This window comes from Bacillus sp. FJAT-27916 (assembly GCF_001183965.1).
Taxonomy (GTDB): domain Bacteria; phylum Bacillota; class Bacilli; order Bacillales; family Pradoshiaceae; genus Pradoshia.
Genome location: NZ_LFZV01000001.1, coordinates 3,108,885 through 3,121,817, shown reverse-complemented (window position 1 = coordinate 3,121,817; position 12,933 = coordinate 3,108,885). Strand labels below are relative to the sequence as shown.

Below are 12,933 nucleotides of genomic sequence, written 5' to 3'. Positions count from 1 at the left end.
CTGGCGTTTTCATTTTGTCTAAATCGTATCTTCCCATATCTTTTGTTCATAATCCTTGACCTGCTTCTCAGAGCGTTCCGGCCAGACGGTGCGGAAGGCATGATGCTCGGCCGGGATGACCTCAACCATTTTCGCAATCATTTCCTCAGGGGCAAATTGCTTTTCGAATACCTCGGTTCCCTTGGCGTATTGCTCTCGCGTGGTGAAGTGGATCTTCGGATCGTACCATTTCCACGGTTCCTCAACCATGCGGTCATTGAATCCGGTTTTGTATGGCCCGGGATTGATGGTGGCAACCTGGACACCGAATGGTTTCAGTTCTTCCTTCATGGATTGGGCGATGGCTTCAAGAGCGTGCTTTGTGGCCGAATAGGGACCGAGATAAGGAGCGGCACTTAAGCCAGCAATTGAGCTGACGAACACGATTTTGCCGGATTGCTTTTGCACGAATTTTCGTGCGGCGATTTGGGCGGTTTTTAAGGTGCTGAATACATTTGTCTCAAATAGATCCTTCAGACGCTGGACTGGAATCTCAGCGATTGGTCCTCCTTCTCCGAGAGCGGCATTGGCAACGAATATGTCAAAATCACAATGCTCCATTGCTCTCAAATCTCCTGGGTCATTAATATTGACCTTCATAACCTCAAGCTCAATTCCCTTTTCCTTTGCTTCTTCTCTTAAAGAGGTGACTTGGCTGGTGATTTCAACGGTTGCAATCACGTGGTGGCCTGCCTGTGCCAGTCCAAGGGCTGTTCCACGTCCGAGTCCGGTACCTGCTCCGGTGATGAGTATGCTTTTGCTCATTCGATTTCCTCCTAATATGGTTTTGTGTACACTTCCCTAATTCCCTGTTGCTGGGAATAAAAAACAGAATGTTTGTTTGCATTTTTGAGGTTTGAATGCGTGAGCGGAAGAGGTGATATGGTAAAATAGACGGTAGGTATGTAAAGGGGGAGTTGAGAAATGTCTTTACAATTCTATATTGGTAAAACAGGCACGGGGAAGACCACGGCCATTTTAGATGAAATTCGGACCAAGCTGGCAGAAGACCCAGAAGGTCCTTCTATTATATATATCGTACCAGACCAAATGACCTTTCAGGCTGAGCTTGAGCTGATTAATACACCGGGACTTGGCGGGATGATCCGCACCCAGGTGTTCAGCTTTAGCCGTCTCGCCTGGAAGATCCTGCAGGAGACAGGAGGGATGGGGCGCCGGCATTTGAGCAATGTCGGGGTCAATATGGTTATTCGCAAAATCCTCGAGGAAAAGAAGGATGACCTGACGACCTTTAAGCGCTCCAGCGATAAGCAGGGCTTTATCGCACAGTTAAACGAGATGTTGAAGGAATGCAAGCGTTATTGCCTTACGCCAGCTGAAATGGCGGAGAAATCAGAAGGAGAGCTGTCACCGATTCTTCGCTCCAAGCTGGATGATTTAACAGTGATTTATGATGGCTTTGAACAAGAACTTACCGGCAAATATGTCGATACAGAGGATTATTTTACCCTGCTGATGGAGAAAATCCCGGAATCCTCCTATTTACGTAATGCAGAGATTTATGTGGATGGATTCTACAGCTTTACGACACAGGAATACGGCATCTTAGCAAGCTTAATGCAAACCTGCCGCAATGTGACGGTTTCCTTAACGCTTGATCAACCATTCAAGAGCGAGATGCCGGACCCTCTCCATCTGTTCCGCATGACAGGAGAGACGTATTTTGACCTTTACCAGATTGCTCAGGATAATGGCGTGCCGATTGAAGAGGACCGCCTATTTGTTGAGCCGCATCGCTTCATTCAGAATGAATCTATGCAGCATTTGGATCAATGGTTCGCGAACCGTCCGGCCCCCGTCTTTGAGGAGGAGCCCCAATTTGAGTTCTGCCCATCCGGCAATCGCCGCGCAGAGGTGGAGGGAATCGCGAGGAAAATCCTAAAGTCAGTACGTGAAGGGTATCGTTATCGGGATATTTTTGTCTTAACGCGCAACAGTGGAGAGTATGCAGAAGTGGTGGAGACCGTATTCACCGATTACGGTATTCCGTTCTTCATTGATGAGAAGAGGCCAATGCTCAATCACCCGCTTATTGAACTTATTCGCTCCACGATGGAGATTCTCTCGACAAACTGGCGGTATGAGCCGGTTTTCAGGGCCATTAAGACGGATTTATTATTTGCCGAAGGCTCCGATTTGAAACAAGCGCGCGAGAAGGCAGCTGTTCTTGAAAACTATGTGCTCTCAAGAGGATATTACGGGGACCGCTGGACGAAAAAGCAGACTTGGACGTATAAACGTAATCGCGGCCTTGAACTAGTCGATACGGTTCAGACCGATGCAGAATTAAAGATGGAAGCAGAAATCAATGCCATCAAGGAAGAGGTAGCTGAACCGCTCCGCCGTCTCATGAACCGAATTAAGAAGGCGAAGCTCGGAATTGACTATGCCCAAGCCTTCTATCAATATCTTGATGAGCTGGCTGTACCAGCCAAGCTTGAGAGGCTTGCGGAAATGGGAGAAGAGGAAGGGCAGCTCACTAATGCGGCCGAGCATGGACAAGCGTGGAATGGTGTCATCGATTTGCTTGACCAGTTTGTCGAGATTGCCGGTGACAGGCCGATTACGATGAAGAATTTCACGGCGATTATGGAGAGCGGGATTGAAACGCTGAATTTCTCCTTAATCCCGCCGTCACTTGACCAAGTCGTTGTCACGAATCTCGATTTATCACGTCCACAAAACGTGAAGATTGCTTTTATTGCCGGTTTAAATGAAGGCGTCATCCCATCGAGAATGAGTGACGAGGGCATCCTGTCAGATGCGGACCGTGAAACACTGCAGTCTGCTGGACTGAAGCTTGCGCCGACCTCTAAGACCAAGCTTTTGGATGAGGAATTTGCTGCGTATAAAGCATTCTTGCTCGCATCAGATTATACGTATTACTCCTATCCGCTTGCAGATGATGAGGGCAAGCAGCTGCTCGCCTCATCCTATATCAAGCGGATCAAGGATTTATTTGTCCATAATAAAGAAACCTTCTTCGTTCATGACCCGGCAGAAATGAGTGATGAGCTCCAGCTTGAGTATATCGTTCATACGAGATCGACACTTTCCTTCCTTGCCGGCCAGCTGCTGCAGAAGAAGAAAAACTATCCTGTTTCTGATATTTGGTGGGATGTTTACAACGAATACCGCCAGGACGGTCCAATGAAAGACCAGGCGGCCTTCGTTCTCTCTGCTTTGTCTTATGAGAACAAGGCGAAGAAGATTCCTGATGAGAAGGCTCAGGAATTATACGGGGAAACCATCCAGGGAAGCGTCTCAAGGATGGAGCTCTTTAACAGCTGTCCATTTGCTCATTACACATCCCACGGACTCAGGCTGCGCGACCGTGAAGTGTACAAGCTGGAGGCGCCGGATATAGGAGAGATGTTCCACGGAGCGCTTCAGTGGATGACAGAACAAATCATCAAAACTGGAACGACATGGGGAGCAATGACGAAGGAGCAATGCTTAGAGCTTGCCCGCCAGGCGGTCGAACTGATGGCACCAAAGCTGCAAAATGAAATTCTATTATCCTCGAACCGGTTCCATTATTTGAAGAGGAAGCTCGAGCATGTTGTCGGCCGGGCATCCATCACCTTGAGCGGTCAGGCAAGAAACAGCCAGTTCTCCCCGATTGGGCTGGAGCTTGGTTTCGGGAAGCGGGGAGATTTGCCGCCATTAACCTTCTCCCTGAAGAATGGAACGAAGATGGAGCTTGCCGGACGGATTGACCGAGTGGACCGGGCTGATGTGGGAGATGGAACGTATTTACGTATCGTTGACTATAAATCGAGCTCCAAGGATTTGAATTTCACGGAGATTTATTATGGGATTGCCCTGCAGATGCTGACTTACTTGGATATTGCTGTCACACATTCACCGCTGTTGGTCGGCAAGCAGGCAAAGCCTGCCGGGGTATTGTACTTCCACGTCCATAACCCAATGATTAAGAATAATGGCGTCTATACGCTTGAACAAATAGAACGAGAAGTATTCAAGAGCTTCAAGATGAAGGGCCTCTTGCTTGGCGATGATGAGGTCGTCAAGATGATGGACTCTGATTTAGAGGGCGGAGAATCACTGATTGTACCTGCAGGTTTCAAGAAGGATGGAACGTTCACTGCCGCCTCCAAAATTGCGAGCGAAGAGGAGTTCTCGCTTCTGAGCAAGCATATGAAGAAGATTTATACAGATACCGGAACAGCAATCACAAGCGGGGTCTCAGACATTAAACCATACCGGCTGCAGAATAAGATGCCTTGCACCTTCTGCCAGTATAAAACCGTCTGCCAATTTGACCCGTCTCTTGAGAGCAATGATTACCGAATATTAAAACCAGCTAAGAAGGATGCCATCTTTACTGCATTGAGAGAGGAGGAAGAAGCAGATGAATGAACGAACACCGTTGCCCAAAAAGCCCGCTGATGCGCTTTGGACAGATGACCAATGGAAGGCCATCGCCTCAGACGGCAGTGATATCCTTGTTGCTGCCGCTGCCGGGAGCGGGAAGACAGCAGTCCTTGTTGAGCGGATCATAAAGAAGGTTATCTCTGAGGAAAAGCCGCTCGATGTTGACCGCCTATTAATAGTAACCTTTACAAATGCTTCAGCTGCTGAGATGCGCCACCGGATTTCGGAGGCGCTAGAAAAGGAAATTAAGCGCCAGCCTGGTTCAAGACATTTACGCAAACAGCTTGGGCTTTTGAATAAGGCTTCCATTTCCACGCTTCACTCCTTCTGCTTGGAGATTGTCAGAAGCCATTATTATTTGCTCGACATTGACCCTGCCTTTCGAATCGGCGATGCGACAGAAATGGAGCTGATTCGAGATGAGGCATTAGAGGACATGCTTGAGGATGAGTATGGCATTCCAGATAATGAGGACTTTTTCCGACTTGTGGATGCTTTTACAGATGACCGAAGCGACCGGACCATCTTGGAAATTATCCGCAGGCTCGATGATTTTGCCCGCTCTAATCCAGATCCTAGTGCATGGCTGAATGGTTTGGCTGACATGTATAATGTCGACCCGTCAGCGAAGATTGAGGAGCTGCCATTTTATCCGGTGCTTGAATTTGATATTAACATGCGTCTTCAAGCAGCGAAGGAAATGATTGAGGAGGGGTACCAATTAACCCTTCTCCCTGAGGGTCCGGCTGCTTTGGGGGAAACCTTCAAGGCGGATGAGACTGTGATTGACGGCCTTTGGCAATCCGTGCAAAATGGCTGGTCAGCGATGTCTGAAGCCTTTAATGGGGCAGCCTTCGTAAAGGCAAAATCCATCCGTAAAGGCACATGCGATGAAGCTCTTGCCAAGCGGGCGAAAACGATTCGCGATAATGTGAAGAAGTCCATTAAGGCGATTGCTGATGACCTCTTCTTTAGGAAAGAAGAGAGCTTCATCAAGGACATGATAGACATGAAACCGTATGTCATCACGCTTGCGCGGCTTGTTCAAGCATTCCAGCAAAGATTCACGCAAGCTAAGCTTGAACGAGGCATCGTGGATTTCTCAGACCTTGAGCATATGGCTTTAGAAATCCTTGCAACAAAAGAAAATGGGGAATGGATACCAAGTAATGTTGCTCTTGAGTACCGGAAGAAGTTCAAGGAAGTGCTCGTCGATGAGTATCAGGATACGAATATGGTCCAAGAAACTATCCTGCAGCTTGTGACCGAAGAGGGAGAAGCTGCAGGCAATATGTTCATGGTCGGGGATGTGAAGCAGTCTATTTACCGCTTTCGTCTTGCCGAACCGAATTTATTCATGGGTAAATATGGCCGATTCCTGCCCGTGCCGGAAGATAGCGGAATGAAAATCGACTTGAACAAAAACTTCCGCAGCCGGCGCGAGGTGCTTGCCGGGACGAACTTCTTATTTAAGCAGCTCATGGGCAAAATGGTTGGTGAGATTGATTATGATGAAGCGGCTGAGCTGAAAAAGGGAGCGGCTTATCCGGAGGAAGAGGAGTACCCCATTGAGCTCTATCTGATTGATAAATCAGAGGAGACGATGGAAACGGCTGACGGCGAAGAGGATGAGGATATGGAAGCCGTCCTTCTGGAAGCAAGGCAGATGGCGGAAATCATTAAAACATTGATTGAGGAACGCCGTAAAATCTATGATGCGAAAACAAAAACGTACCGTAATATTACTTATCGGGACATTGTCATCCTGCTTCGTTCCATGCCATGGGCACCGGCCATCATGGATGAGTTCAGGGCACAGGGAATCCCGGTCTATGCAGATCTATCGACTGGTTATTTTGAGGCGACTGAAGTAGCAATCATGATTTCCTTGCTGCAGGTCATCGATAATCCATATCAGGATATCCCGCTTGCCTCTGTATTGCGCTCGCCAATGGTCGGGCTGAATGAAGAGGAGCTGGCTGATATCCGCATCACGATGCCAAAAGGAACCTTTTATGAGGCGCTGAAGGAATACTGCTGTAAGGGTTCTGCAGAGAAATACGGCTCTGCCTTTACAAGGGTGCAGACCTTCTTTAAGCAGCTTGATATATGGCGGACAGAAGCTCGCCAAGGGGCTTTATCAAGCTTGATTTGGCAGCTTTACCGTGATACGGGCTATTATGATTTTGTTGGCGGAATGCCCGGAGGAAAGCAAAGGCAGGCCAATTTACTGGCGCTCTACACAAGGGCACAGCAATATGAGGAAAGCTCCTTCCGCGGAATCTTTCGTTTCCTCCGCTTCATCGACCGGATGAGGGAGAGGGGAAGCGACCTTGGAGCAGCGCGGGCACTTGGTGAACAGGAGGATGTTGTCCGCCTGATGACGATTCACAGCAGTAAGGGGCTCGAATTCCCGGTTGTTCTTCTGGGAGGCCTATCCCGAAACTTTAACCAAATGGACCTGCGGAAATCGTATTTGATTGATAAGGACTTAGGACTTGCCTTCCGTTACGTGAATCCGGAGCTGCGTCTCACATACCCATCCTTGCCGCAGATTGCCTTTAAGAAAAAAATGCAGCTAGAGAATATTTCTGAGGAAATGCGTGTTCTCTATGTGGCCTTAACACGTGCCAAGGAGAAGCTGTACTTGATTGGAACCGTCTCAGATGGCGTGAAGGCACTCGATAAATGGTCTGCCTACAGCAAGAGGGAGGATTGGCTTCTTCCCGATTATGTACGTGCCAATGCGGTTTCCTATATGGATTGGATTGGTCCTGCTCTCTGCCGTCATCAATCCGTGACAGAAGGGGCAAGCGGCGAGGTTGCCGAGCATCCTTCTAGATGGCAGGTTCATCTTCGGGGGGGAAGCTCGCTTCAATCCGTCAAGGAAGAGGAAAGCTTGGAGACAAAGCAATTGTTTGAATCCATTCAGCAAATGGAGCCTGTCCCGATTGAATCGAAGTATCATGAACATGTCAAACGACAGCTCGCATGGGAGTACGAATATACAAGTGCAACTGGAGAACGGTCGAAGCAATCCGTATCCGAATTGAAACGAATGAATGAGCCAGAGGATCCGTACAGTGCAGCAACGCTCGTCAAAGCCCGGTTCAAGCAAACGAACCTAAAGCGTCCGTCCTTTATACAGCAGAAGAAGATGACACCTGCCGAACGCGGGACATTGGTCCATCTCGTTATGCAGCATATTGATGCACGCGAGCCGGTGAATGAAGAGTCTATTCAGACCTTGGTGGAAAGGCTTGTTATGAAGGAGTTCATTACGAAGGAGCAGGCAGAGGCAATTGATGCCGCTCAGCTACTTGGCTTCTTTGAAAGTGAAATTGGACAGCGAATGAAGCACGCGAAAGAAATCCGTAAGGAAGTACCATTCACGATGGCTTACCCAGCAAGGGAAGCCTATCATGATTGGGACGGCGGGGATGAGAATATCCTCGTGCAAGGGATTGTTGACTGCCTGTTCGAGGATGAAAATGGCCTCGTGCTCGTCGATTACAAAACCGATGCTATTACCGGCCGCTTCCCGAACGGATTTGAAGAAGCAGAAGAAGTATTGAGGGCGCGTTATGTGAAGCAGATTGAACTATACACACGCGCATTGGAGCAAATATTGAAGAGAGAGATTAAGGAGAAGTACTTGTTCTTCTTTGACGGCGCCCATTTCATTAAGCTATAGGCGTTTATATAAAGGCTGTCATGCATGAATGATTGTGCATGGCAGCTTTTTTATTTTACTCAAATCTTTTAGCCAGCTGTCCTTCAGTAAAATAGCTATTATGGTACTAATCTTTTTTGTTCTGGCTTATCTGATACGCAAAAGGGTATTAATAGCGGTTTACTCTGTCAATAAACAGAGGCGATTGATAGGACAGGAATCTAAGAAAAAAAGCCTATATTCTCTCTGAATAAGGCTTTTCACTAGTAGGTTAATCCGTTATTAGCTTCGAATACATATTTAAATCAATCAATAGGCCTTTTGATTTCTCGGATTTTCGTAAGGTGCCTTCAAACTGGAAATGCAGCTTTTCCAACAGTCTTATGGAGTTGCTGTTTTCAGGCTCGACTTTTGCTTCGACTCTATTGAAATGAAGCGTATGGAATGCATAATCCACTAAGCAGTTAATGGCCTCCCCGGCATAGCCTTTACCCCAGTATTCCTTCCCAAGCTCATAACCAATTTCTGTTTTTAAGTTTTCGAAGTCTAAGAAATTGAAGCCGCAGGAGCCTATTATTTGATTTGACTCTGCATGAATAATCGAATAACGAATAGCTTTACCTTCTTGGAAGAAGCCGTCGAGCATAGCAATGATGTCTAGTGCCTCACGTTCTTCCGTTAAACGAGTGATGTTCATGAACCTGGTAACTTCCCTATCAGACCAGATTTTAAATAAGGCAGTGGAGTCTGAAGCTTTTATTTTTCTAAGTATTAATCGTTCCGTTTGTAATTCGGTAATCAATATTTTTCCCTCTATTTTCTTATTTCCATATCTGGAGCTTAACATTTTGCATAGGTCAGTCGCTTCATGCATTGGAATAGCGCTATTATATACAATAAAAATGCATTTGGAAATAGAAATGATGGAAGTCTTTTTTCAGCTATTGGACAGATTATCTGAAGGAAATAAACGACATCACCTAGAAGTACAATTGAAGAGTGAATTTAGGGGGAGTTAGTATGTATTACGGGGTTGATGGACTGATGATTCGGCCAATTATGGAGCAGGACCTGCCAATATTATGGTCATTAATTTATAAAGAAGAGTCTCCTGAATGGAAAAAGTGGGATGCTCCATACTTCGAGCATAAGCAAATACCGTTAGAAGAATATTTAGCTAAAAAAGATCAGATTATCGGTCAAGATAAACAGTGGGCTATTGAGGTAAAAGGCGAGGTGATTGGAACCGTCAGTTATTATTGGGAGCATCAGCCATCCCTTTGGCTGGAAATGGGGATTGTCATTTATAATCCGAGGTATTGGAATGGAGGGTATGGGACTAAGGCTCTCCGTCTATGGACCAATCATTTGTTTAATACCCTGCCATTGGTCCGAGTAGGTTTTACTACTTGGTCGGGGAATGAACGGATGATTTGTCTTGGTGAAAAGCTTGGCATGACGATGGAGGCAAGGCTTCGAAAATGTCGTTACTATAATGGAAGGTATTATGATTCCATCCGAATGGGCCTTTTAAGAGAAGAATGGGAGTTGAATGCATTGTTTCATTCATAAGCTATTAAGGGAAAATATCGTTCATATAAAACAGGGAACCTTCAAATAAGAAGGTTCCCTGAAATCTTAATAGGATAGAATGCGTTTTTCTCCCTCAATTTCTTGGATAGGCGTGATATTCTGGGTGAATTCAAGCGTCCCTTTATATGCGCCTTCTGCATCTCGGACGGCAAAATAACGGATAAAGATATACTTGTCCTTGAATTTAATCCAGAAATCCTCACTATCCTTCAGGCCGGATTTAAAGTCGTGCAGGAGCTGCTCAACGACATGGACGCTTCTTGGGGGATGGCAGTTCTGCACCGTTCTGCCGATGACGGCCTTTGTCCGGGTGAAAATCCGTTCCTTCCCGTGAGAGAAGTAGCGTACAACATCATTTTCGTCAATGAAGGTGATGTCTACCGGCAAGTGGTTGAGCATTAATTCTAACTGCTCAACGGATAGTACGCCTGTTTCCATCTTAATGAATCCCTCTGACATGGCGGAGCCGGCCAATGCTTTTCTTTCAGGCTTCCATTCTGCTGCACCGTTAATTAGGCAGAATCCGATTACGTCACTTTCATGGGCAATCTTCATCCATTCATCCTCTGCCAGATGCTGAAGAGCCATTGGGAAGAGGATGTTTTCCTCTTTGAAAATCATTTCAGATACTTCTCGAATAACAAAATCCATTGTATTCATCAGGAAGTCCAAACCAGTGCCGTCATAGACTGTTAAAGCCTGCTTGGCAGCCTTAATGGCATCTCGGATTCGGTCATCGACACCCCACATGACTTGGGTAGGACCTAATATGCCATATTTCTCGAGATAAGGAAGCAAGAGATTTTCTTTACGGCTGTAATGTTTATCGATATCGAGCAGAAGATTTAAGTCCTCTAGCAGCTTAAGGGCGTTTTCCTGGCTGTCCTCTTTTAAGAAGCGCTCATAATGCAGCTGAATCTTGAAATTAACGAGCATGTCGATTTCTCTGTTCTCAAGCTTAAATGTATGGACTGGGTGGCCTGGCTGTTCCTCTGGTTTGCTGCTTCGGTGGATTTCTTCAATTCCTCCTTTAAATACAGCGGTGTGTACGGAGCAAAGACGCTGGACTTCTGAGACGGGGATACCCTCTTCTTCGATAAGTGCTTGTTCAAGCTGAGAGATCTCTTCAACAGAAATAGTACCTGCAGCCTTTTCAAAGAGCTCCTTTACTTCGTCGACACTGCGTCCGTGATGCAGATCGATGATGATTTCTTTTAGAAGTTCCTGACGCTCGGTTTTTGTTAATTGAGTTTGTTCACGATTATTGATTATTTCGCTCATTTCAATCAATCCTCCATTAATGTGAATCCATGCTGTTCAAATGTTTTTGCAACCATATCGAATGGGATGCCTCTCATTTTGCAGCCTTTCTCAATTGTCATAACCTTGCCGGCTGTCTGGAGCAACCCTGGTTTATTAATATGTGTAAATCCCAGTTCACTCATAATCGAGATTACCTCAGGATGTTTTTGACAAATGTCATACAATGAGTTATTCAGTTGAATGATTTTCATCATTATTTCATCTCTTTAATACTGAACCTTTATGTAAAAAGTAGCATGAATTAAATGGATTGAATGTGACCGGCATCACATCTTGGAAAAGTATTTTATCTAGTCAGTTAAGACATAATGAAGGACAATAGGGAATGGCGAAATGCCATCAATCTAACTAGACGTTTTAGCAGGGGGAGTTACATAATGACTTGTTTGCAATGCAGTAGAAAATCTTGCTTAGCTTTTGTGCCTATTTTCAAAAGCTTGAAAAGCGAAGAGTTGTTGGAGCTCTCAAAGATTATTACCCATAGAACGTATAAAAAGGGAGAAGCCGTTTATATAGCTGGCGAGTTGAATGATAATTTGTTTATTGTGCGTAAAGGGAAAGTGAAAATCACCTATATCTCAGGTGAGGGGCGTGAGCAAATCGTCCGAATCATCCAGGAGGGTGACTTTTTCGGTGAGCTTTCTTTATTTAGGAACAGTCCGCTTCCATCCAACGCCGAAGCACTTGAAATGACGGAGGTTTGTATTTTAGAAGGCCGATTGTTTAAACAAATATTAGAGAAAAGCCCAAGTTTGGTCTTTAACTTATTCCATCAGCTGAGTGAGAGACTGGAACGTGCCGAGCTAACCTTGAGCCAGATTAGTCATCATGATGTAGGACAACGGCTGGCTGCTTTTCTTCTGCAATGTGCCGAGAAGAGTGGTAAGGAGAGCTTTGAGTTCCCAGTCAATAAAACGGATGCCGCTTCGATGCTCGGTACGACAAGGGAGACATTAAGCAGGAAGCTTTCTTTCTTTCAACGGGAAGGATACATCAAGCAATCAGGGAGGCAAATCACCATTTGTGATGCTGCCGCCCTGGAGGATCTTCTCTTTAGCTAGGCTTTACGGCTGAGACAATGAGAGCAGGAGATTGAAGAGAAGAATACTCCTTGCTCTCAAAGTTTCCGTACATGCTGACAGTCTTAAACCCGCAGTCCTGAAGCAAGGACAGCAGCCTCTTTGAGGTAGCCGGGTATAAGGGAATCGTGTTCTTGATGGTAGAGCCGTTTTGGGAAATGGATGTGGTAAACAGAATATGGTCACCATCAAGCTCATATTCGCGCATGAATGTGAATGAATCCTTCTCCATAACAGGAAAAGTAAAGTCTCTGCTTTTCAGTACCTTATCATAATTGACAATTTGGAAAATAAAGCGGCCTCCATTATTGAGCTTTTGAAACACTTGTTTGAAGAAGCTGCGAATTTCCTGCTCGTCATGCAGATGAACCAGGGTATTGCCAATGCAATAAATGCCGTCAAAGGACCCCTCAAGCTCGTCCAATTGCTGCATAGTTTTCGTTGTAACGGCAATTGGAAGATGACCGGACTCAGCCTTTGAGCGGATTTGTTCTGCCATCACGCCCTCCGGTTCCATGGCGGTCAGCTGGAACCCTTGCTTGGCTAGAGAGACGGCCATATTTCCAGTGCCTGCGCCCGCATCAAGCAAGGAGGCGCCTTTTTCAAATTGGGATGCGATAAAGGATAATGCCTTTTCATTGGTTGGGAAGATGACATCATAATAAGGAGTTAGTGATTGATAAAAGGACATAGTCTATTCACACTTCTTTCAGTTTATTTGTCACGATAACAATAACGGATTTTTTTGTTGAATACCGTGACGGCAGACACGTTTTTTTTGATATTGAATGTAAAAAAAAGGCAGCC

At 45.9% G+C, this 12,933-nt stretch carries 9 protein-coding genes; 4 read left to right on the top strand and 5 right to left on the bottom strand.

Annotated features, from left to right (window positions below):
* Positions 1–18: 18 nt before the first annotated feature.
* Positions 19–804 carry an SDR family oxidoreductase gene (locus AC622_RS15270; RefSeq protein ID WP_049671850.1) on the bottom strand — a complete coding sequence of 262 codons (786 nt, stop codon included), beginning with the start codon at positions 802–804 and terminating at the stop codon, positions 19–21.
* Between the two features lie 159 nt (positions 805–963).
* On the opposite strand from AC622_RS15270, the gene addB reads away from it, so the two are divergent.
* On the top strand, positions 964–4,443 hold the full coding sequence (addB, locus tag AC622_RS15265; protein WP_049671849.1) for a helicase-exonuclease AddAB subunit AddB: 3,480 nt from the start codon (positions 964–966) through the stop codon (positions 4,441–4,443).
* The gene (gene addA / locus AC622_RS15260) at positions 4,436–8,152 is read left to right on the top strand and encodes a helicase-exonuclease AddAB subunit AddA (protein WP_049671848.1); all 3,717 of its coding nucleotides are present in this window, start codon (positions 4,436–4,438) and stop codon (positions 8,150–8,152) included. The genes addB and addA overlap by 8 nt, the downstream gene beginning before the upstream one ends.
* A 250-nt stretch (positions 8,153–8,402) precedes the next feature.
* Here the strand turns inward: addA and AC622_RS15255 are convergent, their stop codons facing one another.
* Positions 8,403–8,933 (bottom strand): GNAT family N-acetyltransferase, encoded by a 531-nt coding sequence (locus tag AC622_RS15255; protein WP_049671847.1) that lies wholly within the window; start codon positions 8,931–8,933, stop codon positions 8,403–8,405.
* Positions 8,934–9,151: 218 nt separating this feature from the next.
* Between AC622_RS15255 and AC622_RS15250 the strand changes: the two genes are divergently transcribed.
* On the top strand, positions 9,152–9,703 hold the full coding sequence (locus tag AC622_RS15250; protein WP_049671846.1) for a GNAT family N-acetyltransferase: 552 nt from the start codon (positions 9,152–9,154) through the stop codon (positions 9,701–9,703).
* Between the two features lie 66 nt (positions 9,704–9,769).
* On the opposite strand, the gene AC622_RS15245 is transcribed toward AC622_RS15250, so the two are convergent.
* Both AC622_RS15245 and AC622_RS15240 read right to left on the bottom strand, forming a co-directional pair.
* Positions 9,770–11,005 (bottom strand): DUF438 domain-containing protein, encoded by a 1,236-nt coding sequence (locus AC622_RS15245; protein ID WP_049671845.1) that lies wholly within the window; start codon positions 11,003–11,005, stop codon positions 9,770–9,772.
* Positions 11,006–11,010: 5 nt separating this feature from the next.
* Positions 11,011–11,241: a DUF1858 domain-containing protein gene (locus tag AC622_RS15240; RefSeq protein WP_049671844.1), complete on the bottom strand. Its 231-nt coding sequence runs from the start codon at positions 11,239–11,241 to the stop codon at positions 11,011–11,013.
* Between the two features lie 183 nt (positions 11,242–11,424).
* On the opposite strand from AC622_RS15240, the gene AC622_RS15235 reads away from it, so the two are divergent.
* Positions 11,425–12,108, top strand: coding sequence for a Crp/Fnr family transcriptional regulator (locus tag AC622_RS15235; RefSeq protein WP_049671843.1), 684 nt, complete (start codon positions 11,425–11,427; stop codon positions 12,106–12,108).
* Here the strand turns inward: AC622_RS15235 and AC622_RS15230 are convergent.
* Positions 12,101–12,817 (bottom strand): class I SAM-dependent methyltransferase, encoded by a 717-nt coding sequence (locus AC622_RS15230; RefSeq protein WP_049671842.1) that lies wholly within the window; start codon positions 12,815–12,817, stop codon positions 12,101–12,103. The two genes, AC622_RS15235 and AC622_RS15230, sit on opposite strands and share 8 nt — an antisense overlap.
* Between the last annotated feature and the right edge of the window lie 116 nt (positions 12,818–12,933).